General features: G+C 35.5%; 31 protein-coding genes. 29 read left to right on the plus strand and 2 right to left on the minus strand.

What is annotated here, in order from left to right; translation table 11 throughout:
• Nucleotides 1–10: 10 nt before the first annotated feature.
• From rpsQ to Q4500_RS00385, 28 genes are all read left to right on the plus strand, one after another.
• A complete protein-coding gene (gene rpsQ, locus Q4500_RS00250) occupies nt 11–268 on the plus strand; it encodes a 30S ribosomal protein S17 (protein WP_027064820.1) in 258 nt (85 codons plus the stop codon).
• A 3-nt stretch (nt 269–271) separates the two neighbouring features.
• Nucleotides 272–640 (plus strand): 50S ribosomal protein L14, encoded by a 369-nt coding sequence (gene rplN / locus Q4500_RS00255; protein ID WP_027064819.1) that lies wholly within the window; start codon nt 272–274, stop codon nt 638–640.
• Nucleotides 641–653: 13 nt separating this feature from the next.
• On the plus strand, nt 654–968 hold the full coding sequence (gene rplX / locus Q4500_RS00260) for a 50S ribosomal protein L24 (RefSeq protein WP_073242606.1): 315 nt from the start codon (nt 654–656) through the stop codon (nt 966–968).
• A 2-nt stretch (nt 969–970) separates the two neighbouring features.
• Entirely contained in the window at nt 971–1,522 is a 552-nt protein-coding gene (rplE, locus tag Q4500_RS00265; RefSeq protein WP_036152150.1) for a 50S ribosomal protein L5, read from the plus strand.
• A 1-nt stretch (nt 1,523) separates the two neighbouring features.
• On the plus strand, nt 1,524–1,793 hold the full coding sequence (gene rpsN, locus Q4500_RS00270) for a 30S ribosomal protein S14 (RefSeq protein WP_027064816.1): 270 nt from the start codon (nt 1,524–1,526) through the stop codon (nt 1,791–1,793).
• 66 nt (nt 1,794–1,859) lie between these two features.
• A complete protein-coding gene (rpsH, locus tag Q4500_RS00275; protein ID WP_073242608.1) occupies nt 1,860–2,258 on the plus strand; it encodes a 30S ribosomal protein S8 in 399 nt (132 codons plus the stop codon).
• Nucleotides 2,259–2,277: 19 nt separating this feature from the next.
• Nucleotides 2,278–2,820, plus strand: coding sequence for a 50S ribosomal protein L6 (gene rplF, locus Q4500_RS00280; protein ID WP_073242610.1), 543 nt, complete (start codon nt 2,278–2,280; stop codon nt 2,818–2,820).
• Between the two features lie 11 nt (nt 2,821–2,831).
• Complete coding sequence (gene rplR, locus Q4500_RS00285) at nt 2,832–3,188, plus strand: 50S ribosomal protein L18 (RefSeq protein WP_303597775.1); 357 nt, start codon at nt 2,832–2,834, stop codon at nt 3,186–3,188.
• A 9-nt stretch (nt 3,189–3,197) separates the two neighbouring features.
• Nucleotides 3,198–3,722, plus strand: coding sequence for a 30S ribosomal protein S5 (gene rpsE, locus Q4500_RS00290; RefSeq protein ID WP_058103817.1), 525 nt, complete (start codon nt 3,198–3,200; stop codon nt 3,720–3,722).
• A gap of 10 nt (nt 3,723–3,732) precedes the next feature.
• Nucleotides 3,733–3,912 (plus strand): 50S ribosomal protein L30, encoded by a 180-nt coding sequence (gene rpmD / locus Q4500_RS00295; RefSeq protein WP_073242614.1) that lies wholly within the window; start codon nt 3,733–3,735, stop codon nt 3,910–3,912.
• A 12-nt stretch (nt 3,913–3,924) separates the two neighbouring features.
• Nucleotides 3,925–4,377: a 50S ribosomal protein L15 gene (gene rplO, locus Q4500_RS00300; protein WP_299796990.1), complete on the plus strand. Its 453-nt coding sequence runs from the start codon at nt 3,925–3,927 to the stop codon at nt 4,375–4,377.
• Nucleotides 4,378–4,391: 14 nt separating this feature from the next.
• A complete protein-coding gene (gene secY / locus Q4500_RS00305) occupies nt 4,392–5,735 on the plus strand; it encodes a preprotein translocase subunit SecY (protein WP_073242618.1) in 1,344 nt (447 codons plus the stop codon).
• 3 nt (nt 5,736–5,738) lie between these two features.
• The gene (infA, locus tag Q4500_RS00310) at nt 5,739–5,954 is read left to right on the plus strand and encodes a translation initiation factor IF-1 (protein ID WP_013305172.1); all 216 of its coding nucleotides are present in this window, start codon (nt 5,739–5,741) and stop codon (nt 5,952–5,954) included.
• Nucleotides 5,955–5,962: 8 nt separating this feature from the next.
• A complete protein-coding gene (ykgO, locus tag Q4500_RS00315) occupies nt 5,963–6,079 on the plus strand; it encodes a type B 50S ribosomal protein L36 (RefSeq protein ID WP_013305171.1) in 117 nt (38 codons plus the stop codon).
• Between the two features lie 2 nt (nt 6,080–6,081).
• Entirely contained in the window at nt 6,082–6,456 is a 375-nt protein-coding gene (gene rpsM, locus Q4500_RS00320) for a 30S ribosomal protein S13 (protein WP_073242620.1), read from the plus strand.
• 9 nt (nt 6,457–6,465) lie between these two features.
• A complete protein-coding gene (gene rpsK / locus Q4500_RS00325) occupies nt 6,466–6,858 on the plus strand; it encodes a 30S ribosomal protein S11 (protein ID WP_027064807.1) in 393 nt (130 codons plus the stop codon).
• 89 nt (nt 6,859–6,947) lie between these two features.
• Complete coding sequence (gene rpsD, locus Q4500_RS00330) at nt 6,948–7,553, plus strand: 30S ribosomal protein S4 (RefSeq protein WP_073242622.1); 606 nt, start codon at nt 6,948–6,950, stop codon at nt 7,551–7,553.
• A 17-nt stretch (nt 7,554–7,570) separates the two neighbouring features.
• A complete protein-coding gene (locus Q4500_RS00335; protein ID WP_073242624.1) occupies nt 7,571–8,563 on the plus strand; it encodes a DNA-directed RNA polymerase subunit alpha in 993 nt (330 codons plus the stop codon).
• Between the two features lie 59 nt (nt 8,564–8,622).
• Nucleotides 8,623–9,156, plus strand: a complete 534-nt coding sequence (rplQ, locus tag Q4500_RS00340) for a 50S ribosomal protein L17 (RefSeq protein WP_299321046.1) — start codon at nt 8,623–8,625, stop codon at nt 9,154–9,156.
• Nucleotides 9,157–9,250: 94 nt separating this feature from the next.
• Nucleotides 9,251–10,378, plus strand: a complete 1,128-nt coding sequence (carA, locus tag Q4500_RS00345) for a glutamine-hydrolyzing carbamoyl-phosphate synthase small subunit (RefSeq protein WP_303597776.1) — start codon at nt 9,251–9,253, stop codon at nt 10,376–10,378.
• Nucleotides 10,379–10,482: 104 nt separating this feature from the next.
• Complete coding sequence (gene eno, locus Q4500_RS00350) at nt 10,483–11,775, plus strand: phosphopyruvate hydratase (protein ID WP_073242629.1); 1,293 nt, start codon at nt 10,483–10,485, stop codon at nt 11,773–11,775.
• A 119-nt stretch (nt 11,776–11,894) separates the two neighbouring features.
• Nucleotides 11,895–13,430: a glycogen synthase gene (locus Q4500_RS00355; RefSeq protein WP_303597777.1), complete on the plus strand. Its 1,536-nt coding sequence runs from the start codon at nt 11,895–11,897 to the stop codon at nt 13,428–13,430.
• Nucleotides 13,431–13,544: 114 nt separating this feature from the next.
• A complete protein-coding gene (locus tag Q4500_RS00360) occupies nt 13,545–14,831 on the plus strand; it encodes a citrate synthase (protein WP_303597778.1) in 1,287 nt (428 codons plus the stop codon).
• A gap of 94 nt (nt 14,832–14,925) precedes the next feature.
• Complete coding sequence (locus Q4500_RS00365; RefSeq protein WP_303597779.1) at nt 14,926–15,840, plus strand: dimethylarginine dimethylaminohydrolase family protein; 915 nt, start codon at nt 14,926–14,928, stop codon at nt 15,838–15,840.
• Nucleotides 15,841–15,882: 42 nt separating this feature from the next.
• Nucleotides 15,883–16,812 carry a citrulline utilization hydrolase CtlX gene (gene ctlX, locus Q4500_RS00370; protein ID WP_303597780.1) on the plus strand — a complete coding sequence of 310 codons (930 nt, stop codon included), beginning with the start codon at nt 15,883–15,885 and terminating at the stop codon, nt 16,810–16,812.
• Nucleotides 16,813–16,902: 90 nt separating this feature from the next.
• Nucleotides 16,903–17,514 carry a hypothetical protein gene (locus Q4500_RS00375; RefSeq protein WP_303597781.1) on the plus strand — a complete coding sequence of 204 codons (612 nt, stop codon included), beginning with the start codon at nt 16,903–16,905 and terminating at the stop codon, nt 17,512–17,514.
• A gap of 9 nt (nt 17,515–17,523) precedes the next feature.
• The gene (locus Q4500_RS00380) at nt 17,524–18,015 is read left to right on the plus strand and encodes a (2Fe-2S)-binding protein (RefSeq protein WP_299796962.1); all 492 of its coding nucleotides are present in this window, start codon (nt 17,524–17,526) and stop codon (nt 18,013–18,015) included.
• Between the two features lie 3 nt (nt 18,016–18,018).
• Nucleotides 18,019–20,193: a molybdopterin cofactor-binding domain-containing protein gene (locus Q4500_RS00385; RefSeq protein WP_303597782.1), complete on the plus strand. Its 2,175-nt coding sequence runs from the start codon at nt 18,019–18,021 to the stop codon at nt 20,191–20,193.
• Nucleotides 20,194–20,205: 12 nt separating this feature from the next.
• Here the strand turns inward: Q4500_RS00385 and Q4500_RS00390 are convergent, their stop codons facing one another.
• A complete protein-coding gene (locus Q4500_RS00390; protein ID WP_303597783.1) occupies nt 20,206–21,645 on the minus strand; it encodes an SDR family oxidoreductase in 1,440 nt (479 codons plus the stop codon).
• Complete coding sequence (locus tag Q4500_RS00395) at nt 21,642–22,067, minus strand: hypothetical protein (protein WP_303597784.1); 426 nt, start codon at nt 22,065–22,067, stop codon at nt 21,642–21,644. The genes Q4500_RS00390 and Q4500_RS00395 overlap by 4 nt, the downstream gene beginning before the upstream one ends.
• A 116-nt stretch (nt 22,068–22,183) precedes the next feature.
• Between Q4500_RS00395 and argS the strand changes: the two genes are divergently transcribed.
• On the plus strand, nt 22,184–23,965 hold the full coding sequence (argS, locus tag Q4500_RS00400; RefSeq protein ID WP_303597785.1) for an arginine--tRNA ligase: 1,782 nt from the start codon (nt 22,184–22,186) through the stop codon (nt 23,963–23,965).
• Nucleotide 23,966 lies beyond the last annotated feature (1 nt).

Below are 23,966 nucleotides of genomic sequence, written 5' to 3' on the forward strand. Positions count from 1 at the left end.
GGTGGGCTTTATGGAGAAAAGAAATTTAAGAAAAGAGAGAGTGGGAGTTGTCACTAGTAATAAAATGGAGAAATCTATTGTTATTGCAGAAGTGAAAAGAGTTAAACATCCTATGTACGGTAAGTTCGTTTTGAAGACAAAGAAATATGTTGCACACGACGAAAAGAACGATTGTAACATTGGTGATACTGTAAAGATCATGGAAACAAGACCTATGAGTAAAACCAAATGTTGGAGATTAGTAGAAATCTTAGAAAGAGCTAAATAAGTTATGTTACAGCAAGAATCTAGATTAAAAGTAGCGGATAACACAGGAGCAAAGGAAGTTTTAACTATCCGTGTTCTTGGTGGTACCAAAAGAAGGTATGCTTCAATAGGAGACAAAATAGTTGTTACTGTTAAAGAAGCTACTCCAAACGGAGGTATCAAGAAAGGTGCGGTTTCAACTGCTGTTGTAGTTCGTACAAAGAAAGAGGTTAGAAGACCTGATGGATCTTATATAAGATTTGATGATAACGCTTGTGTGTTATTGAATCCTGCCGGAGAAATGAGAGGTACTCGTGTTTTTGGACCTGTAGCAAGAGAGCTTAGGGATAAGCAGTTCATGAAGATTGTATCATTGGCCCCAGAGGTATTATAATATAACGGACAAGATGAAAAAGTTAAAAATCAAAACAGGAGATACAGTAAGAATTACTGCTGGTGACCATAAAGGGACCGAAGGTAAAGTTATGCGTGTAAATCTTGAAAAAAATAAAGCCATTGTTGAAGGTGCCAATATGGTATCTAAACATGAGAAGCCTAGCGCTAAAAACCCTCAAGGTGGTATTGTAAAAAAAGAAGCTTTAATCCATATTTCTAATTTAGCCTTGATCGACAGTAAATCTGGAGATGTAACAAGAGTAGGTTACGAAATGAAGGATGGTAAAAAAGTTAGGGTTTCCAAAAAATCCAATGAAGTAATTTAGTTATGGCATACGTTGCAAGATTAAAGAAAGAGTATAAGGAGCGAATAGTAGCTGCCCTTACCGAAGAGTTTGGTTACAGTAATGTAATGCAGGTTCCTAAGTTAGAGAAGATAGTAATGAGTAGAGGTGTAGGAGCTGCTGTTGCTGACAAGAAACTTATTGACCATGCAATAGATGAAATGACTATGATAACGGGTCAAAAAGCCGTTGCTACCATGTCTAAGAAAGATGTTGCTGCCTTTAAGTTAAGAAAAGGTATGCCAATTGGTGCTAAAGTTACCTTAAGAGGTGAGCGTATGTACGAATTTTTAGACCGTTTGGTTACTTCTGCATTACCACGAGTTAGAGATTTTCAAGGTATCAAAGCTACAGGTTTTGATGGACGTGGAAATTATAACCTTGGTGTAACAGAGCAAATTATTTTTCCTGAAGTTAATATTGATAAAATCAATAGAATTAACGGTATGGATATTACATTTGTAACTTCTGCAGACACAGACAAGGAAGCAAAATCATTATTAACAGAATTAGGTTTACCTTTTAAAAAGAATTAGTATGGCTAAGGAATCAATGAAAGCCCGTGAGAGAAAAAGGGAAAGAACTGTAGCAGTTTATGCTGAAAAACGTAAAGCTTTGAAAGAAGCTGGCGATTACGAAGCGTTACAGAGACTACCTAAAAATGCCTCTCCGGTACGTTTACATAACAGATGTAAATTAACTGGAAGACCTAAAGGTTACATGAGAACTTTTGGTATTTCAAGGGTAAAATTCAGAGAGATGGCTAATGCCGGTTTAATACCAGGTGTTAAGAAAGCTAGCTGGTAAGAAAAGAATTATTAATGGATCCAGGTTTAGCGTAAGTGCTGAAAACCGTTTCCGAATTATATACATATGGTAACAGATACTATTGCAGATTACCTAACGAGAGTTAGAAACGCAAGTAGAGCGGGACATAGGGTTGTTGAAATACCTGCGTCGAATCTAAAAAAAGAAATTACTAAAATATTATTCGATCAAGGATATATTTTAAGCTACAAGTTCGAAGAGAGCAAAGTTCAGGGAACTATTAAAATAGCCTTGAAGTATGATAAGCTTACAAAAGAACCTGTTATCAAGAAAATACAGCGTATAAGTAAGCCTGGTCTTAGAAAATATGCAGGTAATGAAGATTTGCCTCGTGTATTGAATGGTTTAGGTGTTGCTATCGTTTCTACATCTCATGGAGTAATGACAAGCAAGCAGGCAAAGGCAGAAAAAGTTGGTGGTGAAGTTTTGTGCTACGTTTATTAATTGATTAAAGATTTAGAAAATGTCTAGAATAGGTAATAATCCAGTCGCAATTCCTGAAGGAGTTACAGTTGAAATCAACGACAATATCATTTCTGTTAAAGGAAAGTTAGGTGAGTTGACTCAAGAGTTCTCAGGAGTATCGGTTAAAGTAGAAGACGGACAGGCTTTCGTAACAAGGCCATCTGATTCTAAGGAGCATAAAGCAAAGCACGGTTTATATAGATCACTTATCACTAATATGGTTGATGGTGTTTCTAAAGGTTGGACCAAAGAATTAGAATTAGTAGGTGTAGGGTATAGAGCTAGTAATCAAGGTCAAAAACTTGATTTAGCTTTAGGTTTTTCTCACAACATTGTATTTAATATAGCCTCTGAGGTAAAAGTTGAAACAATTTCTGAAAAAGGTAAAAACCCGATCGTAAAGCTTACTTCTCATGACAAACAATTAGTGGGTCATATAGCAGCAAAGATTAGATCTTTCCGTAGTCCGGAGCCGTACAAAGGGAAAGGAATTAAGTTTGTAGGTGAAATATTAAGAAGAAAAGCTGGTAAATCAGCTTAATAAAGGATATTATGGGATTATCAAAAACACAAAGAAAATTAAGAATCCGACGTAGAATACGTAAGGTTTCTTCTGGAACTGCAGTTAAACCAAGGTTGTCTGTGTTTAGAAGTAACAGCGAAATTTACGCTCAAGTTATAGACGACGTTAAAGGAGTCACTTTAGTATCCGCTTCTTCAAGAGATAAGGATATCGCGAAAGCAAAAGGAAATAAAACCGAGATTGCTGCTTTGGTTGGTAAAACAATCGCTGAGAAATCTGTAAAAGTTGGCTTAGATAAAGTCGCTTTTGATAGAGGAGGTAATTTGTATCATGGAAGAGTAAAATCTTTAGCTGATGGTGCAAGAGAAGCAGGACTAAAATTCTAATATACTAGTATGTTCCAAAAATATAAAAACGTAGAAACTGTTAAGCCAGGTGGTTTAGACTTAAAAGATAAATTAGTTGGTATTCAACGTGTAACCAAGGTAACAAAAGGTGGTAGAGCATTCGGTTTTTCTGCAATTGTTGTTGTAGGTGATGAAAATGGTGTTGTAGGTCACGGTTTAGGTAAATCAAAAGAGGTTGCTACAGCTATTGCAAAAGCAATCGAAGATGGTAAAAAGAACTTAGTTCGTATTCCTTTAAACAAAGGAACTTTACCTCACGAGCAAAAAGGTAAATTTGGTGGTGCAAGAGTGTATATTCAGCCTGCATCTCATGGTACCGGTGTAATTGCTGGTGGTGCTGTAAGATCAGTATTAGAATCTGTTGGTGTGCATGATGTATTATCAAAGTCTCAGGGATCTTCAAATCCACATAATGTTGTAAAAGCTACTTTCGATGCTTTATTACAACTTAGAGATGCAAAAACTATTGCTACACAAAGAGGTGTTTCTTTAGAAAAAGTATTTAAAGGTTAAGAGGAAAATTATGGCAAAGATTAAAGTTACACAGGTAAAAAGTGGAATTAAGAAACCTCAAAATCAAAAAAGAACTTTAGAGGCTCTTGGTTTAAAAAGAATTGGTCAGGTTGTAGAGCATAACGATACACCTAACATTCTTGGAATGATAAATAAAGTTAAACATTTAGTTTCCACTGAGGAGGCTTAAATTTAGAATAAAATGGGTTTAAATAATCTACAGCCTGCAGAAGGTTCGGTAAATAGAGACGGAAAACGCCTTGGAAGAGGTCAGGGTTCTGGAAAAGGCGGAACAGCTGCAAGAGGTCATAAAGGAGCAAAGTCAAGATCTGGTTATTCTAAGAAAATTGGTTTCGAAGGTGGTCAAATGCCATTGCAACGTCGTGTACCTAAGTTTGGTTTTACGAACATTAATCGTAAAAACTACCAAGGTATCAATTTAGAGAAATTACAAGAGCTTGTTGATAATAAGGTTTTAACTAATGAAGTTACTTTAGATCTTTTGATCGAGAATGGTTTGGTTGGTAAAAATGATTTAGTGAAAATTTTAGGAAATGGAGAGTTGAAAGCTTCTCTTAAAATTTCAGTACATAAATTTACAGCAACTGCTAAAGCGGCTATTGAAGCAGCAGGTGGTGAAGCAATAAGCTTGTAAGCATAAACGAGAGCATGAAGAATTTTATTGATACAATATCCAATATTTGGAAGATAGAAGAGCTAAGAAATAGAATTCTTATTACATTAGGTCTTTTGTTGGTTTATCGTTTTGGTTGTCAAATCGTACTTCCAGGTATAGATTCAACACAATTAGGTGGTTTAACGGATAGTACTGATCAAGGTATTTTTGGTCTTTTAAATGCATTTACAGGAGGAGCCTTCGCTAATGCTTCTGTTTTTGCGTTAGGTATTATGCCTTATATATCTGCGTCTATTGTAGTTCAGTTGATGGGTATTGCAATTCCTTATCTTCAAAAATTACAAAAAGAGGGAGAAAGTGGTCGTAAGACTATAAATCAAATTACTAGATGGTTAACCATCGGTATTTGTATTGTTCAAGCTCCTGCATACCTATATGGCTTAGAAGCTTTTGGTGTTAGAGATAGTGCTTTCTTATTAGGTAAAGGCTTAGATTTTATGGTGCCTGCAGTTATCATATTGGTAACAGGTACTGTGTTTGCAATGTGGTTGGGTGAAAAAATTACTGATAAAGGTATTGGTAATGGTATTTCCCTTTTGATTATGATTGGTATAATCGCTACAATGCCTCAGTCTTTTGTGCAAGAATTTATATCAAGAACTACTGATAATAATGGGGGATTAATGTTCATTTTAATTGAAGTGATAGTTTGGTTCTTGGTTATTTTGGCTTGTATCCTTTTAGTTATGGCTACAAGACAGATTCCTGTTCAATACGCTAGAAGAACAGCTTCTGGCGGATATGAGAAGAATATCATGGGTTCTAGACAATATATCCCTTTAAAATTGAATGCATCTGGAGTAATGCCAATTATCTTTGCACAAGCAATTATGTTTGTACCGGGTATGATAGGTGGTGCTTTTGATGATACCGCATTCGGGCAATGGATGCAAGTGCAATTCAGTGATATTTTTGGATGGGCATATAATTTACTATTCGCAATATTGATTATAATCTTTACATATTTCTATACTGCTATTACGGTTCCTACCAATAAGATGGCAGATGACCTTAAAAGAAGTGGTGGTTTTATCCCTGGCATTCGTCCAGGAAAAGAAACTGGAGATTATTTAGATAAGATTATGTCTTTAATAACGTTACCTGGATCTATTTTCTTAGCTTTGCTGGCTATTTTACCGGCAATAGTGGTAAAGTTGATGGATGTTCAAGCTGGATGGGCTTTATTTTACGGCGGCACCTCACTTTTAATTATGGTTGGTGTAGCAATAGATACAGTACAACAGGTTAATTCATATTTGTTGAATAGACATTATGATGGCTTAATGAAAACGGGTAAAAATAGAAAAGTAGCATAATTTATGGCTAAGCAGGCAGCAATAGAACAAGATGGATCTATCATCGAAGCATTATCTAATGCAATGTTTCGAGTAGAATTGGAGAATGGACATGTGGTAACAGCGCATATATCAGGTAAGATGCGTATGCACTATATTAAACTATTACCTGGAGATAAGGTTAAATTAGAGATGAGTCCCTATGACCTTACTAAAGCAAGAATTACATATAGATACTAAGATACAAGATGAAAGTAAGAGCATCAGTTAAGAAGAGAAGTGCCGACTGCAAGATTGTTCGCAGAAAAGGCAGGTTGTACGTAATCAACAAAAAGAATCCTAGATTTAAACAAAGACAAGGGTAATTATGGCAAGAATCGCAGGTATAGATATACCAAAACAAAAGAGAGGCGTAATCGCCTTAACCTATATTTTCGGAATCGGAAGAAGTAGGTCACAAGAAATATTGAGTAAAGCCCAAGTTAGCGAAGATACTAAGGTTTCTGATTGGAATGATGATGAAATAGGTCGTATCAGGGAAGCTGCTTCTGAGTTTGTAATTGAAGGTGAATTACGTTCAGAAACTCAGTTGAACATTAAGCGTTTAATGGATATAGGCTGTTATAGAGGTATTCGTCATAGATCAGGTTTGCCTTTAAGAGGTCAACGTACTAAGAACAACTCTAGAACTAGAAAAGGAAAGCGTAAAACAGTTGCTAACAAGAAGAAAGCAACTAAATAATAATTAGGTATGGCAAAGGCAAGTACTAAAGTTACCAAGAAACGTAAAGTTATAGTTGATTCTGTTGGTGAGGCGCACATAAGTGCATCTTTCAACAACATCATTATCTCTTTGACAAATAAAAAAGGAGATGTTATTTCTTGGTCATCTGCCGGTAAATTAGGTTTTAGAGGGTCTAAGAAAAATACACCTTATGCTGCACAAGTTGCTGCAGAAGATTGTTCTAAGGTTGCTCACGAGGCAGGTTTAAGAAAAGTTAAGGTTTATGTAAAAGGTCCAGGTAACGGAAGAGAATCTGCAATCAGATCTTTACATAATGCTGGTATCGAAGTGACAGAGATTATCGATGTTACTCCAATGCCTCATAACGGATGTAGACCTCCTAAAAGAAGAAGAGTTTAATTAATTACTATTATATTTCACCGAAAGTGTAGTTACGATTATCGAAGGATAAGCCTTAATTCATAATCTCACTTTCAAATCAAAAGAAAATGGCAAGATATACAGGACCAAAATCAAAAATCGCCCGTAAATTCGGCGAAGCAATTTTCGGAGATGATAAATCTTTCGAGAAAAAGAATTACCCTCCAGGACAACACGGTAATAACAGAAGAAGAGGTAAAAAATCTGAGTACTCTGTTCAATTGATGGAGAAGCAAAAAGCTAAATATACCTACGGTATTTTAGAAAAGCAATTTAGAAACTTATTCCAAACTGCGAAAAGAAAAGAAGGTGTTGCTGGTGAAATTTTACTTCAATTATGTGAATCTCGTTTAGATAACGTTGTTTATAGAATGGGTATTTCTCCAACTAGAAGTGGAGCAAGACAATTAGTATCTCATAGACACATTACGGTAAATGGCGAGTTGGTAAACATACCTTCTTATTCATTGAAAGCAGGAGATGTTGTTGGTGTTAGAGAGAAATCTAAATCATTACAAAGTATTCAAGATTCATTAGCTGCTAGTAGTGCAGTTTACGAGTGGATTTCTTGGAACAGTGAGAAGAAGGAAGGTACTTATGTTACAATTCCTGAAAGATTACAGATTCCAGAAAATATCAAAGAACAATTAATCGTGGAGTTATACTCTAAATAAACAATACCTATCCAATTATGGCATTATTTAATTTTCAGAAACCCGATAAAGTAATAATGATCGATTCCTCTGATTTCGAAGGGAAGTTCGAATTTCGCCCTTTGGAACCTGGTTATGGATTAACTGTTGGGAATGCATTAAGACGAGTATTGTTGTCTTCTTTAGAAGGTCATGCAATAACTTCGGTTAGAATTGATAAAGTAGAACATGAATTTTCTACTATACCTGGCGTTGTTGAAGATGTAACAGAGATTATATTAAACTTGAAACAAGTTCGTTTCAAGAAACAAATAGAAGATTCTGAAGCTGAAGTTGTTTCAATTTCAGTAAGTGGTAAAAACCAATTAACAGCTGGTGATTTTCAAAAGTTTATTTCTGGATACCAAGTGTTAAACCCAGATTTAGTTATTTGTAATATGGATGCTAAAGTTAGTATCAATATGGAAATATCTATTGAAAAAGGCAGAGGTTATGTTCCTGCAGAGGAAAATAAAAAATCTGGTGCACCATTAGGTACTATAGCTGTCGATTCTATTTTTACACCTATTAAGAATGTAAAGTATAGTATTGAAAACTTTCGTGTAGAGCAAAAAACTGATTATGAAAAATTAGTTTTTGAAATATCTTCAGATGGATCAATTCATCCTAAAGACGCTTTAACTGAAGCAGCAAAAGTTCTTATTCATCACTTCATGTTATTCTCTGATGAGCGTATTACATTAGAAGCTGACGAAATTGCTCAGACAGAGACTTATGATGAAGAGTCTTTACACATGAGACAATTATTGAAAACTAAATTAGTGGATATGGACCTTTCTGTTCGTGCACTAAACTGTTTGAAAGCTGCTGAAGTTGATACTTTAGGAGATTTAGTTTCTTTTAATAAGAATGACTTAATGAAGTTTAGAAACTTCGGTAAAAAATCTTTAACAGAGCTTGAAGAACTTGTTATTAACAAGGGATTAAGTTTTGGAATGGATTTATCAAAATACAAATTAGATAAAGATTAAATAATCATATTTTGCTCCTCGTTCTATCGAGTTTGGTAGCAAGATGATAAAATTGTAACATGAGACACGGTAAAAAAATTAATCACTTAGGTAGAAAAACTGCCCACAGAAAAGCGATGTTAGCTAACATGGCTTGTTCTTTGATCGAACACAAAAGAATCAACACTACAGTTGCTAAAGCAAAAGCTTTAAAACAATTTATTGAGCCTTTGATTACTAAATCAAAAGCAGAAAATAATGTAAGTGCTGAAAAAGGTACTCATAACAGACGTATCGTTTTCAAGAATCTACGTGATAAGTATGCAGTTACTGAGTTATTCAGTGTTGTATCTGAAAAGGTTGCTGATAGACCAGGTGGTTATACTAGAATTATTAAATTGGGTAATCGTTTAGGTGATAACGCCGATATGGCAATGATAGAATTGGTTGATTTCAACGAATTGTATAATGCTGGTAAGCCTAAAAAGAAATCTACTAGAAGAAGTAGAAGATCAGGTGGTAGTGATGCTGAAGTTGTTTCTGCAGAGAAAGAAACTAAGGTTGAAGAAGCTCAAACTGAAACAGAAGCTAAGACAGATGATTCTAAGGAATAAAATTGTCAATAAATATTAATAATGAAAAAGGATAAGCTTTCTAGCTTATCCTTTTTTTATGTTTTTTTGTGAACGAATAAATTATAAGACTAAAATGAAATATCAGGCAAAGAGAAAAGCTATAATATTACTTGCAGATGGTACTATCTTTTTTGGAAAATCTGTTGGAGACAAAGAAGGTACTGCTTTCGGTGAAGTATGTTTCAATACAGGAATGACAGGGTACCAAGAGATATTTACAGATCCATCTTATTTTGGACAAATAATGGTTACAACCAATGCTCATATTGGTAATTACGGTGTAAATGACGGTGAAATAGAATCTGAATCTATTAAGATTTCTGGTTTAGTTTGTAGAAATTTCAGCTATGAGTATTCAAGACCTTTAGCAGACGATAGTCTACAAGGTTTTTTAGATAAGAATGAGTTGTTTGCTATTTCTGATGTAGATACGCGTGCTTTGGTTAGTTATATAAGAGATAACGGTGCAATGAATGCTGTTATTTCTACAGATGTTGAAAATATTGAGGAGTTAAAAAATCGATTGAGTAAAGTTCCAAGTATGAAAGGCTTAGAACTTGCTTCAAAAGTTTCTACGAAAGAACCATATTTCGTCGGTGATGAAAATGCAAACTTTAAAATAGCAGTACTTGATATAGGTATTAAGAAAAATATTTTACGTAATCTAGTTAAGCGTGGGGCATATGTTAAGGTTTTTCCTTACAACAGTAGTTTTGAAGAAATGTCTTCTTGGAGTCCTGATGCTTTCTTTATTTCTAATGGGCCTGGTGATCCTGAGCCTTTAGTGGATGCTATTGCAGCAGTGAAGAAAATGATACAAACAGATAAACCTTTATTTGGTATTTGTTTAGGGCATCAAGTATTGGCATTAGCAAACGGAGTTTCTACTTACAAGATGCACAATGGTCATAGAGGTATTAACCATCCAATATTAAACCTTATTACAGGTAAAGGTGAGATCACTTCACAAAATCATGGATTTGCTATTAATAGAGAAGAAACTGAGGCTAATGTGAATTTAGAGATTACACATACTCATCTTAATGATAAGACAGTTGCCGGTATTCGAATGAAAGATAAAAATGTTTTTTCTGTGCAATACCACCCAGAAGCAAGCCCAGGTCCTCATGATGCAGATTACCTTTTCGATAATTTTTTTAAATTAATTGAGAATTGTTCAAAACATAACGAAATAGTTTAAATAAACATTAATTAATTGGCAAATGTAGGGGTTGAACCAGCAAGTTGAAAACATGCTTTTGTATCTTTACTTCTTTAAACAAACAACTAATAAAAAGATTATAAATGAGTATTATATTAAATGTTCACGCAAGACAAATATTAGATTCTAGAGGGAATCCAACAGTTGAAGTAGATGTAGTTACCGAAAACGGAGTAATGGGAAGAGCAGCTGTTCCTTCTGGAGCTTCTACTGGTGAACATGAGGCTGTTGAATTACGTGATGGAGGTAAAGCTTTCATGGGTAAAGGCGTAACTAAAGCTGTTGATAACGTAAACAGTATTATTGCAGAAGAGATATTAGGAATGAGTGTTTTTGATCAGAATCTTTTAGATCAAACTATGATCGATTTAGATGGTACACCAAATAAATCGAAGTTAGGGGCTAACGCTATTTTAGGTGTTTCATTAGCTGCTGCGAAGGCTGCAGCAAATGAATTAGGTCTTTCTCTTTTTAGATATATTGGTGGTGTTAGCGCTAATACGCTTCCTGTACCAATGATGAACATTATTAACGGTGGTTCGCATTCGGATGCGCCTATCGCTTTTCAAGAGTTCATGGTAATGCCTGTTAAAGCCAAAAACTTTAGTCATGCAATGCAAATGGGTACTGAGATTTTTCATAATCTTAAAAAGGTGTTACATGACCGTGGTCTTAGTACTGCAGTAGGTGATGAAGGTGGTTTTGCGCCGAACCTTGCTGGTGGTACTGAAGATGCTTTAGATACTATTGCGAAAGCAGTAAAAAATGCAGGTTATACTTTAGGTGATGATGTAATGATTGCTTTGGATTGTGCTGCGGCAGAATTTTTTGTTGATGGAAAATATGACTATACTAAATTTGAAGGTGAATCTGGTGTTATAAGAACTTCTGAAGAGCAGGCTCAGTACTTAGCTGATTTAAGTGCTAAATATCCAATTATCTCTATTGAAGATGGTATGGATGAAAACGATTGGGATGGTTGGAAATCTTTGACTGATAAAATCGGAGATAAAGTTCAATTAGTTGGTGATGATTTATTTGTTACAAATGTTGAGCGTCTTTCTACTGGTATTGAAAGAGGTATTGCAAATTCAATTTTGATCAAAGTAAATCAGATTGGTACATTGACAGAAACAATTGCTGCTGTTAATATGGCTAAAAATGCTGGGTATACTTCAGTAATGTCGCACCGTTCTGGTGAAACAGAAGATAATACTATTGCTGATTTGGCAGTAGCATTAAATACTGGTCAAATTAAAACTGGTTCAGCATCAAGATCTGATCGTATGGCTAAATACAACCAATTACTTCGTATTGAAGAAGAATTAGGAAGTACAGCTTATTATCCACAAGAAAAAGCCTTTAAGTTGGGTTAATTCTTATGTGAAATATATAATCAAGCCTTTCTCTCGAGAAAGGCTTTTTTTTTTGGCGTACTTCAAAACTTTAACTACCTTTTGAGAATAAACCAATAATAACCCCTCTTTGTTAGCGTATGAATAACTTTCTTTTTGTTTCCGCAGAGAATGATGCCATTCCTGATTGTAAAGCTGGTGGAATGGGTGACGTGGTTAGAGACGTGCCTAGAGAGATATCGAAACGAGGAGATAAAGTTCACGTAGTCGTACCCTCATATTCTAGATTGCATAAAAATGGAATCTTTAAAACTAAACTTGAATTTAGTCTTAGGGGTATGCCATACATGGCAGAATTGTATGAGGTGATTCCTAAGAGAGTAGATAAAAATATCACCCATTATGTTATTCACCATCCTGAGATATCGGAAGGTGGTATAGCTCATATTTATCATGATGATCCTACCGAACCTTTTTTTAATGATTTTATAAAGTTCATTATTTTTTGTACTGCTACAGCAGAAGCAATTAAGATTGGAGCCTTTGGTGATTTAGATATCGTTCATATGCATGACTGGCATTCTGCAGCGCTCTTGTTTATAAAAACATATCATCCTCAATATCAAGATTTGAAAAAGATGAGATATGTGTATACTATTCATAATCTTGCTATACAGGGTATTCGTCCTTTTTACAATAATTATGCATCGGTCAATCATTGGTTTCCTGAGATTCAGTTAGATCATAAAGCTTTGATGGATCCGCATTACCAAGATTGTATAAATTTAATGGCAGTCGGTATTCGCTTTGCAGATGCAGTTCATACGGTTTCTCCATCTTACAAAGAAGATGTGCTTTTGCCAAGTAGAAGACCTGAGTTTATTGGAGGTGAAAGTTTAGAAGAAGATTTAATAAAGGCAGATAATGAAGGTAGGCTTTTCGGTATTTTAAATGCCAGCAACTATGGTAATATAAGAGAAGCAGAAAAAGGATTGTTATATAGAAATACTGTAAAAGCTATTTTTAGATGGCTCCAAGAAAATTCGAAAAAGTATAAAGCAGATTTTCTTGCCCATACAGGAGAAAAAATTATGCAGTTTGTTGGTAATAAGCCAAAATTCATAGTGTCTAGTGTGGCAAGATTAACGGAACAAAAGTTCTATTTTCTAAAACGATCACCAGAAGCATTCGAGAAAATGTTGGCTAGGTTAAATGAAATTGATGGTATATTTATTTTGTTAGGTACTGGTGATCCAGATTATGAAGAGTTCTTTCGTTATATGAGTTATCAGCATAAAAATTTTGTATTCACCAACGGTCAATCAGAAGATCTGATTGATTCAATGTACCTAGAAACAGACTTGTACTTTATGCCTAGTTTATTTGAACCATGTGGTATTAGTCAAATGTTGGCTATGAGAAATGGTAACCCATGTTTGGTGCATCACACTGGTGGACTAAAAGATACTGTTCATCACTTGAAGACGGGATTTGTTTTTGGTGGTGATACCTACGATGAACAAATTAGTAATATGGTGAAGAGTTTTGATGAGGCATTGACCTTATGGGAGAACGATAAACCTGCTTGGATAAAGATAAAAGCGAATGCAAAAAAGGCTCGTTTTACTTGGGAAAAATCTTTAGATGCATATTACGAGTCACTATACTTGTTGTAATGAAAGCTATTCATAGTACTTATTGTTAATTTTACCCAAAACAGATTTTTGAAATTGGTAAACCAGTCTTGTTTTGTTAACTTTACAAGAAGTATATAAAACGTAAAAATAAAAATGTCAGACAAAGCTATTTTAGAATATAATGGTGAAAAATATGAGTTTCCTGTAATTAAGGGAACCGAAAACGAACTTGCAATCGATATTAAAACTTTGCGTTCGGCTACCAATGGAATTATAACTATTGATCCAGGTTTTAAAAATACAGGATCTTGTGAAAGTGCTATTACTTTTTTAGATGGTGAAAAAGGAATTTTACGTTACAGAGGATACTCAATTGAAGAGTTAGCTGAGAAAGCTGATTTCTTAGAAGTAGCTTATGCTTTGATATTTGGTGAATTGCCAAATACAGAAGAACTAGCAAAATTTCATAAAGACATTAAAGATGAATCTCATGTAGATGAAGAGATGAAAAAGATTTTGGACGGTTTTCCAAAATCTGCACACCCAATGGGAGTTTTATCTTCTTTGACAAGTGCATTGATTGCATTTAACCCATCAACGGTTGATGTGAGTTCTGATGAAGATATGTACCACGCGATTGTGCGTATTCTTGCTAAATTTCCAGTTCTTGTAGCTTGGACTTTACGTAAAAAGAAAGGTCTTCCATTAGATTATGGTGATGATAGTTTAGGGTATGTTGAGAATATTCATAAAATGATGTTTAAGCGTCCTAATCAAGATTATAAGCAGAATAAAGTTGTTATAGAGGCGTTAGACAAGTTATTGATTTTACATGCTGACCATGAGCAAAACTGTTCTACGAGTACTGTTCGTATTGTAGGTTCTTCTCATGCTGGTTTATTTGCATCTTTATCTGCAGGTATTTCTGCGCTTTGGGGTCCATTACATGGTGGTGCAAACCAAGCGGTATTAGAAATGCTAGAAGCTATTGAAGCAGATGGTGGCGATACTAAAAAATACATGGCTAAGGCTAAAGATAAGTCTGATCCTTTTAGATTAATGGGCTTTGGTCATAGAGTGTATAAAAACTTCGATCCTCGTGCAAAGATTATTAAAGTAGCTGCTGATGAAGTATTGGCAGATCTAGGTATAGATGATCCAATTCTTGAAATTGCAAAGGGTTTAGAGAAAGAAGCACTTGAAGATCCGTACTTTGTTGATAGAAAATTATATCCTAACGTAGATTTCTATTCAGGTATTATTTATAGAGCATTAGGTATACCAACAGAAATGTTTACAGTAATGTTTGCTTTAGGTAGATTACCTGGGTGGATTGCTCAATGGAGAGAAATGAGATTAAATGGTGAACCAATTGGTAGACCAAGACAAGTATATACTGGAGAAAATTTAAGATCTTTTGTCGAACTGGACAAAAGGTAGATTGCTACCGTTATCAAAAAAACAAAAAGCTCTTTTAATTTTTAAAGGGGCTTTTTTTTATGCAATTTTTTAAATCATATTTAAAACAAAACTTATGTTACAGTTACATATCAAAGATGAAGTTTCACAGTTAAAAGCAGTTGTATTAGGGATAGCTAAGAGTTCTGGACCTACACCAACTATTGAAGAAGCTTATGATCCAAAATCGGTAGAACATATTAAGGCTGGTACATACCCTATTGAAGCAGATATGGTTGCCGAAATGGAAGGTTTTAGAAAAGTGTTCGAGAAATATGATGTTAAGGTCTTTAGACCCGAAGTTCTTGAAAACTGTAATCAAATATTTACTAGAGATATTGCTTTTGTTATTGAAGACAAACTTATCAAAGCAAATATACTACCTGATAGAGAACAAGAAGTAGAAGCGATTTTACATGTTTTAGATAAAATTGATGATGATAATATTTTAACTCCTCCAGAAGACGTTCATGTTGAAGGTGGTGATGTTATGCCTTGGGACGATTATATTTTTGTAGGTACCTATACAGCACCAGATTATTCTACATATATAACTGCGAGAACAAATAAAGCTGCTGTTGCATATTTAACGAAACAATTTCCGAACAAAACTATTAAGTCTTTTGAATTAAGAAAGTCTAATACTATCGCGCAAGAGAATGCATTGCATTTAGATTGCTGTTTTCAACCTTTAGGGAAAGGGAAAGCAATTTTACACAAAAATGGATTTCTTGTAGAAGAGGAATATCAGTGGTTGGTAGACTTCTTTGGCAAAGAAAATATTTTTGAAATAGATGCCAATGAAATGTACCATATGTATAGTAACGTATTTTCTATTTCACCAGATGTTGTAGTATCTGAACGTAATTTTACACGTCTTAATAATTGGTTACGTCAACAAGGTTTTACTGTAGAAGAAATTGCGTATGCCGAAATTTCAAAACAAGAAGGGCTGTTACGTTGTAGTACTCTGCCTTTAATAAGAGCTTAATTTTAAAGATTTATAAAAAAGAAAATTTTAATTAGTACCCCTATGCAAATAACAAATACCATACTCATGATTCGCCCGGTGTCGTTTAGAATGAACGAGCAGACCGCTGTCAATAACTATTTCATGGAAGATATTGACTTGAAGAATCAAAAGATAAATCAGAAAGCTCAAGAAGAGTTTGATGCCTTTGTATCCGCATTAAAGGATAAGGGAGTTAATATTATCGTTGTTCAGGACACTAAAGAGCCAGACACTCCAGATAGTATTTTTCCTAATAACTGGATCTCTTTTCATGCAAATGGTACAGTCGGTGTTTACCCAATGTTTGCTGAGAATAGAAGAAATGAACGTAGAGAAGATATTTTTGAGATATTAGAACAGAACGGTTTTAAAATCAATGATGTCGTTGATTATACTTCTGCTGAAGAAGAAGAATTATTTCTTGAGGGTACGGGTAGTATATTAATAGATAGAGTAAATAAAAAAGCATATTGCGCATTATCTGAACGTGCAGATGAAGATTTGTTTATTGAGTTTTGTGAAGATTTTGATTTCTTCCCAGTTATTTTTACAGCAAATCAGTATGTTGATGGTAAGCGATTACCTATTTATCATACAAATGTGATGATGGCTTTGGCCGAAAATTTTGTTGTCATTTGTACAGATTCTATTGATGATAAAAAGGAAAGAAAAAATGTGTTGGACCATCTCAAAAAAGATGGAAAAGAAGTCATTATTATTACCGAACAGCAAATGCATCATTTTGCTGGTAATATGCTTCAGGTTTTAGGTGGTAATGACAAAAAATATATGGTTATGAGCTCTGCGGCATATAATAGCTTGCGATCAGAGCAGATAGCTCAAATAGAAAATCATTGCGCTATTCTACATAGCACATTACATACTATTGAAACTTGTGGTGGTGGTAGTGCGCGTTGTATGATGGCAGAGGTTTTTCTTCCTAAGAGATAAATCCTTTGGTTTGCCTATTTAATTATTTGTTTTAATGGGTCAAAAAAAGTCAAAGCCTTTCGTTATCTTCATAGAAATCAGATTTTAATTATGAAGCTGAAACCATTTTACACTTTTGTGTCACTTTTTGTTGTTGGTGCTATACTTGTATTTGCAAATACTCCGAAAATATCTGGTTATTCACATGTAGAAAATGAGGTAGTGAATGAGACAAAATCTGACGATTCTTATAATAAGATGATGGATGTACTTACCCATCAACGTTGTATGAATTGTCATCCTAGTGATCACATACCAAAACAGGGCGATGAAAGCCATCCTCATTATTTTGGAATGGCAAGGGGTGAAGATAATCATGGTTTTGAAGCGACTAGCTGTAACACTTGTCATCAATCTGAAAATAATCTAAATTCTGGTGTGCCTGGTGCTCCGCATTGGGCATTAGCACCAGCTTCTATGGCTTGGGAAGGACTTACTCGCGCGCAAATTGCAGAACGCTTACTTGATAAGAATACGAATGGTAATCGAAGTCATCAAGAGCTTATTAAGCATATGACCGAAGATGATTTGGTGCTTTGGGCATGGGAACCTGGCGTTGATGCAGATGGTGAGCCAAGAACGATACCACCAGTTTCAAAAGAAGAATTTAAGAAAGCTGTTGAAAACTGGTTTGCTGACGGAGCAGTAATACCTTCTAAATAATAAAATTTTATGGAAATTTCCTTGACTGTAAACGGTGTTTTAAAAACCGTAGATATAGCAGATGAAAACACACCTTTACTTTGGGTCGTTAGAGATACTTTAGATTTAAAGGGTACAAAGTTCGGTTGTGGAAAAGCGGCTTGTGGTGCCTGTACTTTGCATGTAGATGGTGAAGCGGTCAGGTCTTGTTCATACCCCGTAAAGTTTGCAGAAGGAAAAAAAGTGACTACGATAGAAGGGTTGGGAGATAGAGAAAATCCGCACCCTGTTCAACAGGCTTGGATCGAAGAGATTGTACCGCAATGTGGTTATTGTCAACCAGGATTTATGATGGCGACGGCTGCTTTACTAAATAAGGTACCTAAACCAACAGATGAAGATATTGATAAGAACATTATAAATGTATGTCGTTGTGGTACCTACTACCGAATGCGAAAAGCCATTCATAAGGCGGCGGAGTTGCAAGCAGAGAAGGTAATTAGTGAATCTAAAGAGTTATAATTGATGGCTGATAAAGAAAAAGATTCAAAGAAAGTGTCTAGAAGAAAATTTTTGGTCAAAGGCGGATTAGGAACCATAGGTGTGGTAGCTATTGGTGCCTACTTATTTAGAAGTCCTATTCGACGTCAAATTTTAGGCGTGGTAAATTCACTTGAAGCGCCTTATCTAGATAATATTGACCAACCAATGATTTGGTTTGAGGTAACTTCTGATAATAACATCCTATTACATTCTCCGAAAATGGAAATGGGGCAGGGCACATTTACAGGTATTGCCCAAATGGCTGCCGAAGAATTGTCTGTATCTATGAATCAAATTCAAGTAGTACATGCAGCTTCATCAACTGGAAATGTAGATAGTTTTGCCACTGGTGGTAGTACTTCTATATCTGGACTGTGGAAACCGCTTAGAGAACTTTCTGCCATGCTTCGGGTAATGCTTTTAAAAGAAGCTGCTCTTAAGATGAATGTAGATGTCGATCAGATTTCTGTTGTAGATGGCGTTATATCCGGCAACGGAAAAACATTGACTTATTCGCAAGCGGCAGAGGGAGTTGAGAATTGGGAGGTGCCAGATGTTCCTGTATTAAAAGATGCTAAAGATTATAAATACATAGGTCAACCAATTGCTAGGGTTGATTTGGATGAGAAAGTATACGGAGATCCGATATTCGGTATGGATGCGGAAATGCCAGATATGCTTTATGGTGCCGTGGTTAGACCTACGAAAATAGGTTCAATTTTCGTCAGTGCAGATACTAAAGCAGCAGAGCATATGCCTGGTGTAGTTAAGATTGTTGTTGAAGATGATTTTGTAGGTGTAGTGGCAAACTCTATGCTAGAAGCGGAGAAAGCAAAAGATGCCATTATCGTTACATGGGATAGCTATGATAATTTAAATACCGACGCAATTGTCAAAATGATGACCGTGGGAAACGGAAATTCTTCTGTGATTCAAAAGAACGGAGATTCTTTTGATGATCAAGATGAAATAGTCACTTTAGAATTCAGAAGTCCGATTGGGGCGCATGCTCAAATTGAACCAAATGGGGTTGTTGCATTTGTTGATGGCGATAGTGCTACTATAAAAATATCAACTCAAGTTGTTGGTCTTACAAGAAAAGAGGTTGCAAAACGATTAGATTTAGATGCGGAAAAGGTTAATGTAGTACCTACTTATTTGGGTGGTGGTTTTGGCAGAAGATTACATACACCACATGCTGTGCAGGCTGCTATTATGTCTAAAGCTGTCGGTAAACCTGTTAAATACTTTTTTAGTAGAAAAGAAGAGTTTCAGCATGATATGTTTCGACCGCCAACACATCATGTTATAAAAGGAAAATTAAATGCGGAAGGTTATCTAGAAGGACTGGAACACCAATTCGTGAGTGGTGATGTTGCTACAGATTCTGCCTTAATACCTAATGCACTTACTAACTTTTTAGGTGTCGATGTTGGTGCCATTCGTGGCGGATTCATTCAATATACAGCAATACCTAATTTTAAAGCGGAGTGCTGGCATGTTGAGTTGCCTTTTGCTACGAGTTGGTGGCGTAGTCTAGGGTTGTTGGCTAATACGTTCGCCATGGAAAGTTTTATGGACGAAATGGCGCTAAAAGCGAATAAGAATGCGGTCGATTTTAGATTGCATCAAATAGCAGATGAACCTATTGATATTCGTTTAAAAAATGTAATTAAAGCCGCTGCTGAAAAATCTAATTATAACGAAGAGGTAAAAGATGGTCGTGCTATGGGCTTTGCTGCCTCAATAGATGCAAATACGCCATGTGCGCAAGTAGCTGAAGTTTCTATTGTAGATAATGAAATTATAGTGCATAAGGTAATCGTTGCCATGGATCCAGGTTTAGCGGTTAATCCTGATCAGATTCGTGCGCAATGTGAAGGTTGTGTAATTATGGGGATGAGTGCTGTGCTTTACGAGCAAATGTTTGTGGAGGATGGAGAATTAACTCCGACAATCTACGGACCTTATCAAATGGCTTTAATGAAAAATGCTCCAAAAGAAATTGATGTAGTTTTATTGCAAGGTAAAGACACACCAGGTGCGGTAGGGGAGCCGCCTCTAGGACCAATTGGAGCTGCAATCGCAAATGCCGTTAGACGCTTAACGGGAGAACGCTTAACTGAGTTGCCTTTAAAGCTTTCAAAGAAGGCTTAACAGAAGTTCTGGTTATTGATTAGCATTTTTCTGATCAGCGATGTTTTTAATCATTCCGCCAAAAATGAAGTAGTGGAACGGTACTATGCTGTACCAGTATAATCTACCTCTTAATCCACGTGGTCTAAAAGTCGCGGTTTGATGTAGCACATTGTTCTCATCTATTTTAAACTCTAACCAAGCTTCGCCCGGTAATTTCATTTCGGCAAATAGCAGTAGTCGTTTCGCTTTTTTATCTGCTAAGAGCACTCGCCAAAAATCTAAAGAATCACCAGCAAATATTTTATGGGCGTGCGTTCTACCACGTCTTAAACCGACACCTCCAGAAAGCTTGTCCATAAATCCGCGTATTTTCCAAAGCCAATTTCCGTAATACCATCCGGTTTCACCGCCAATGCTCCAAATACGTTCTAAAACTTCCTCAGGATTTGAAATTTTTACTTGTTTATAATCCTTTAGTACTCCAAATTTAGGGACTTGTATATGCTTTTCAAGATTATCTACAAATCGTCCGCTGATCATACTATCCTTCCAACTACTTATTACTAAGTTTTGCTCAATTTTTTTAAAGGCTAAATTAATTGCTTCTTTGTAGGTGTGTGGAGTAATGCCGAGAATATCTTGTAATCGTGTGTCTTTTGCCACTACTTCGATCTTCATGCTATCTACCAGATTCAATGCTAGTTTGTATGAGGTTGAGGTTACAAAATATAACCAGTAGGAAGATAGTTTAGGGGTCATAACTGGTACGGTCCATATCCAGTTTTTGAATCCTCTAACTTCGGCATATTTATGCAACATTTCTTTATAGGTCATTACATTGGGTCCGGCAATATCGAAGGAATCATTATATGTTTTTTCATTTCCTAATACACCTGTTAGAAATGTAATGACATCACGTATGGCAATAGGTTGCGTTTTTGTTAATACCCATTTCGGCGTAATCATAACCGGTAATTTTTCACACAAATCGCGAATGATTTCAAAAGAAGAACTTCCAGATCCTACAATGATACCTGCTCTTAATACCGTTAATTTGAAGTTACCTTGATATAAAATATCTTCTACATTTTTTCTAGATTGTAGGTGTTTAGAAAGGTTGTTGTCATTCACAATTCCGCTCAAATAAATTACTTGTTTAATTTGAGTTTCAGCGACATATTTGTTGAAGTTTTCAGCAGTATTAGCCTCCATTTCATCAAAGTCTTGTGTTGACGAACTCATAGAGTGAATTAGAAAATAGGCAGCATCAATGTCTTTTGGTACTGCATTTTCTTTAGGTTCTTCTAGAAAGTCAATTTCAATGACATCTATTTGTTGCCTAGTCTCTTTATCTACAGAAAGTCTGGTTTCATCTCGTACAGCACAAACTATCTCATGCCCCATTTCTAAAAGCTGCGGTAGTATGCGCATACCTATATAACCATTGGCTCCTGTAAGTAGTATTTTCATAAATCTTCTATAGAGGTTGGTGCGTTATCGGCTTTGTAGCCTAATATTTTTTTAAAGAATTTCTGTACTGCTTTGGTGTCAGACTCCAATTTTATAAAATGATGGTCGCGGTAAATTGAATATACAGATGCTTCACCTTTATACATAGAGAGTTTGTAGTATGGTATCACCAAAGCATAAGATTCTAATAATGACCTAAACCCAACTATGATTCCATCAGGTCTCATTTCTATATTACAGATATCTCTATTATTATCTAGAATTAGCAGGTTTCTTATCTCAACACTTGTTTCTGTAATAATCAATTTAGGAGAGCCAATACCGCCCATTGCCCATCGTTGTTTTAAGGTAAAAGGCTTGCCGACCGCATCATCTATTTTTCGAGTAGCCTCTTTATTGTTGTAAGATACATTTACAAGCATACGAATTCAATTACATTGTTTTTATTAAAGTTAGCGAAATGCCAAATGAATACAGCATCTGTTTACCTTAAAAGCCTAAAAAATGATTAGTTTTGCAGCCTTAATTAAACGTTTTGGTGAATATTCAAGAGGTACTATCAGATAAAGTAAAAGAAGCGGTTAAATCTATTTTTGACAAAGAATTGCCAAATGTAGAATTTCAACCTACCCGTAAAGATTTTGAAGGCGATATCACGATTGTGGTTTTTCCGATGTTGCGCGTGGTAAAGGGCAATCCAGTTCAGATTGGTGAACAAATTGGCGGGTATTTAGAAGAACATGTAGACGCCGTTGCAGGCTTTAATGTGATTAAAGGCTTTTTAAATATTGTTATCAATGATGGTTTCTATTTAGATTTTTTCAATTCAATTTCTTCAGTGGAGAATTTCGGATTTGTAAAGGAGTCTGATGATGCCGTAATGGTAGAATATTCTTCTCCTAATACCAATAAGCCATTGCACTTAGGTCATATTCGTAATAACTTATTAGGATATTCCGTTGCTGAAATTTTAAAGGCATCAGGTAAAAAAGTGTACAAGACCCAGATTATTAATGACCGCGGAATCCATATTTGCAAGAGTATGGTGGCTTGGCAGAAATTCGGAAACGGAGAGACGCCTGCTTCTACAGGTCTTAAGGGTGATAAACTAGTTGGTAATTATTACGTTGCTTTTGATAAAGCATATAAAGAACAAATAGCAAAATTAGTAGCTGAAGGTACTGACCTAAAAGTTGCTGAAAAAGAAGCGCCGATTTTATTAGAAGCAAAAGATATGCTTTTAAAATGGGAAGCTGGTGATGCCGAAACAGTAGCACTTTGGAAAACCATGAACGGATGGGTGTACAAAGGTTTTGAGGTTACTTACAAGAATTTAGGAGTCGATTTTGATAACCTATACTATGAAAGTGATACCTATCTTTTAGGTAAAGATGTTGTTGCAGAGGGATTAAAAAAAGGAGTTTTCTTTAAAAAAGAAGATGGAAGTGTTTGGATCGATTTGACCGAAGACGGATTAGATGAGAAAATTGTTCTTCGTTCAGATGGTACTGCGGTTTACATGACCCAAGATATTGGTACTGCTATACAACGTGTAAAAGACCACCCAGATGTAAATGGTATGGTGTACACTGTTGGTAACGAACAAGATTATCACTTTAAAGTATTATTCTTAATACTACAAAAACTCGGATTCTCTTGGTCGAATAAATTACACCACCTAAGTTATGGTATGGTCGATTTACCTAGTGGAAAAATGAAGAGTAGAGAAGGTACTGTTGTTGATGCTGATGATTTAATGGCAGATATGACACGAACTGCCGCTACAATTTCTGAAGAATTAGGTAAGCTTGAAGATTATAATGAGGAAGAAAAGCAATCGTTGTATAAGATGATTGGCTTAGGTGCTTTAAAATACTACATATTAAAAGTAGATCCTAAAAAACGAATCTTATTTGACCCTGAAGAGTCGGTTGATTTTCAAGGGAACACAGGTCCGTTTATACAGTATACTTATGCACGTATTCAGTCTATCTTAAGAAAGGCAGAAAGCATGGGTATTGATATTTCTAAGGATGCCAAGGTTACGGAATTACACGCAAAAGAAAAGGAGCTGATTAAACAACTTCAAATCTTCCCAGATATCATTCAATTAGCTGCGGAGAATTATAGTCCGGCATTGATTGCCAATTATACGTATGATTTGGTGAAGGAATTTAATTCGTTCTATCAGCAAGTTTCGATACTTGGCGAGTCTGACGATGAGAAGAAAGTATTACGTGTTCAGTTATCTAAGAAAGTAGCTGAGGTTATACAAGATGCATTCAAATTATTGGGTGTTGAAGTGCCTGAGCGCATGTAAT

The organism is Maribacter sp. 1_MG-2023 (assembly GCF_030547005.1).
Lineage (GTDB): Bacteria > Bacteroidota > Bacteroidia > Flavobacteriales > Flavobacteriaceae > Maribacter.

Coding starts and splice junctions, on each gene's coding strand:
- rpsQ (WP_027064820.1), top strand. CDS start 11: ATGGAGAAAAGAAATTTAAGAAAAGAGAGAGTGGGAGTTGTCACTAGT.
- rplN (WP_027064819.1), top strand. CDS start 272: ATGTTACAGCAAGAATCTAGATTAAAAGTAGCGGATAACACAGGAGCA.
- rplX (WP_073242606.1), top strand. CDS start 654: ATGAAAAAGTTAAAAATCAAAACAGGAGATACAGTAAGAATTACTGCT.
- rplE (WP_036152150.1), top strand. CDS start 971: ATGGCATACGTTGCAAGATTAAAGAAAGAGTATAAGGAGCGAATAGTA.
- rpsN (WP_027064816.1), top strand. CDS start 1,524: ATGGCTAAGGAATCAATGAAAGCCCGTGAGAGAAAAAGGGAAAGAACT.
- rpsH (WP_073242608.1), top strand. CDS start 1,860: ATGGTAACAGATACTATTGCAGATTACCTAACGAGAGTTAGAAACGCA.
- rplF (WP_073242610.1), top strand. CDS start 2,278: ATGTCTAGAATAGGTAATAATCCAGTCGCAATTCCTGAAGGAGTTACA.
- rplR (WP_303597775.1), top strand. CDS start 2,832: ATGGGATTATCAAAAACACAAAGAAAATTAAGAATCCGACGTAGAATA.
- rpsE (WP_058103817.1), top strand. CDS start 3,198: ATGTTCCAAAAATATAAAAACGTAGAAACTGTTAAGCCAGGTGGTTTA.
- rpmD (WP_073242614.1), top strand. CDS start 3,733: ATGGCAAAGATTAAAGTTACACAGGTAAAAAGTGGAATTAAGAAACCT.
- rplO (WP_299796990.1), top strand. CDS start 3,925: ATGGGTTTAAATAATCTACAGCCTGCAGAAGGTTCGGTAAATAGAGAC.
- secY (WP_073242618.1), top strand. CDS start 4,392: ATGAAGAATTTTATTGATACAATATCCAATATTTGGAAGATAGAAGAG.
- infA (WP_013305172.1), top strand. CDS start 5,739: ATGGCTAAGCAGGCAGCAATAGAACAAGATGGATCTATCATCGAAGCA.
- ykgO (WP_013305171.1), top strand. CDS start 5,963: ATGAAAGTAAGAGCATCAGTTAAGAAGAGAAGTGCCGACTGCAAGATT.
- rpsM (WP_073242620.1), top strand. CDS start 6,082: ATGGCAAGAATCGCAGGTATAGATATACCAAAACAAAAGAGAGGCGTA.
- rpsK (WP_027064807.1), top strand. CDS start 6,466: ATGGCAAAGGCAAGTACTAAAGTTACCAAGAAACGTAAAGTTATAGTT.
- rpsD (WP_073242622.1), top strand. CDS start 6,948: ATGGCAAGATATACAGGACCAAAATCAAAAATCGCCCGTAAATTCGGC.
- Q4500_RS00335 (WP_073242624.1), top strand. CDS start 7,571: ATGGCATTATTTAATTTTCAGAAACCCGATAAAGTAATAATGATCGAT.
- rplQ (WP_299321046.1), top strand. CDS start 8,623: ATGAGACACGGTAAAAAAATTAATCACTTAGGTAGAAAAACTGCCCAC.
- carA (WP_303597776.1), top strand. CDS start 9,251: ATGAAATATCAGGCAAAGAGAAAAGCTATAATATTACTTGCAGATGGT.
- eno (WP_073242629.1), top strand. CDS start 10,483: ATGAGTATTATATTAAATGTTCACGCAAGACAAATATTAGATTCTAGA.
- Q4500_RS00355 (WP_303597777.1), top strand. CDS start 11,895: ATGAATAACTTTCTTTTTGTTTCCGCAGAGAATGATGCCATTCCTGAT.
- Q4500_RS00360 (WP_303597778.1), top strand. CDS start 13,545: ATGTCAGACAAAGCTATTTTAGAATATAATGGTGAAAAATATGAGTTT.
- Q4500_RS00365 (WP_303597779.1), top strand. CDS start 14,926: ATGTTACAGTTACATATCAAAGATGAAGTTTCACAGTTAAAAGCAGTT.
- ctlX (WP_303597780.1), top strand. CDS start 15,883: ATGCAAATAACAAATACCATACTCATGATTCGCCCGGTGTCGTTTAGA.
- Q4500_RS00375 (WP_303597781.1), top strand. CDS start 16,903: ATGAAGCTGAAACCATTTTACACTTTTGTGTCACTTTTTGTTGTTGGT.
- Q4500_RS00380 (WP_299796962.1), top strand. CDS start 17,524: ATGGAAATTTCCTTGACTGTAAACGGTGTTTTAAAAACCGTAGATATA.
- Q4500_RS00385 (WP_303597782.1), top strand. CDS start 18,019: ATGGCTGATAAAGAAAAAGATTCAAAGAAAGTGTCTAGAAGAAAATTT.
- Q4500_RS00390 (WP_303597783.1), bottom strand. CDS start 21,645: ATGAAAATACTACTTACAGGAGCCAATGGTTATATAGGTATGCGCATA.
- Q4500_RS00395 (WP_303597784.1), bottom strand. CDS start 22,067: ATGCTTGTAAATGTATCTTACAACAATAAAGAGGCTACTCGAAAAATA.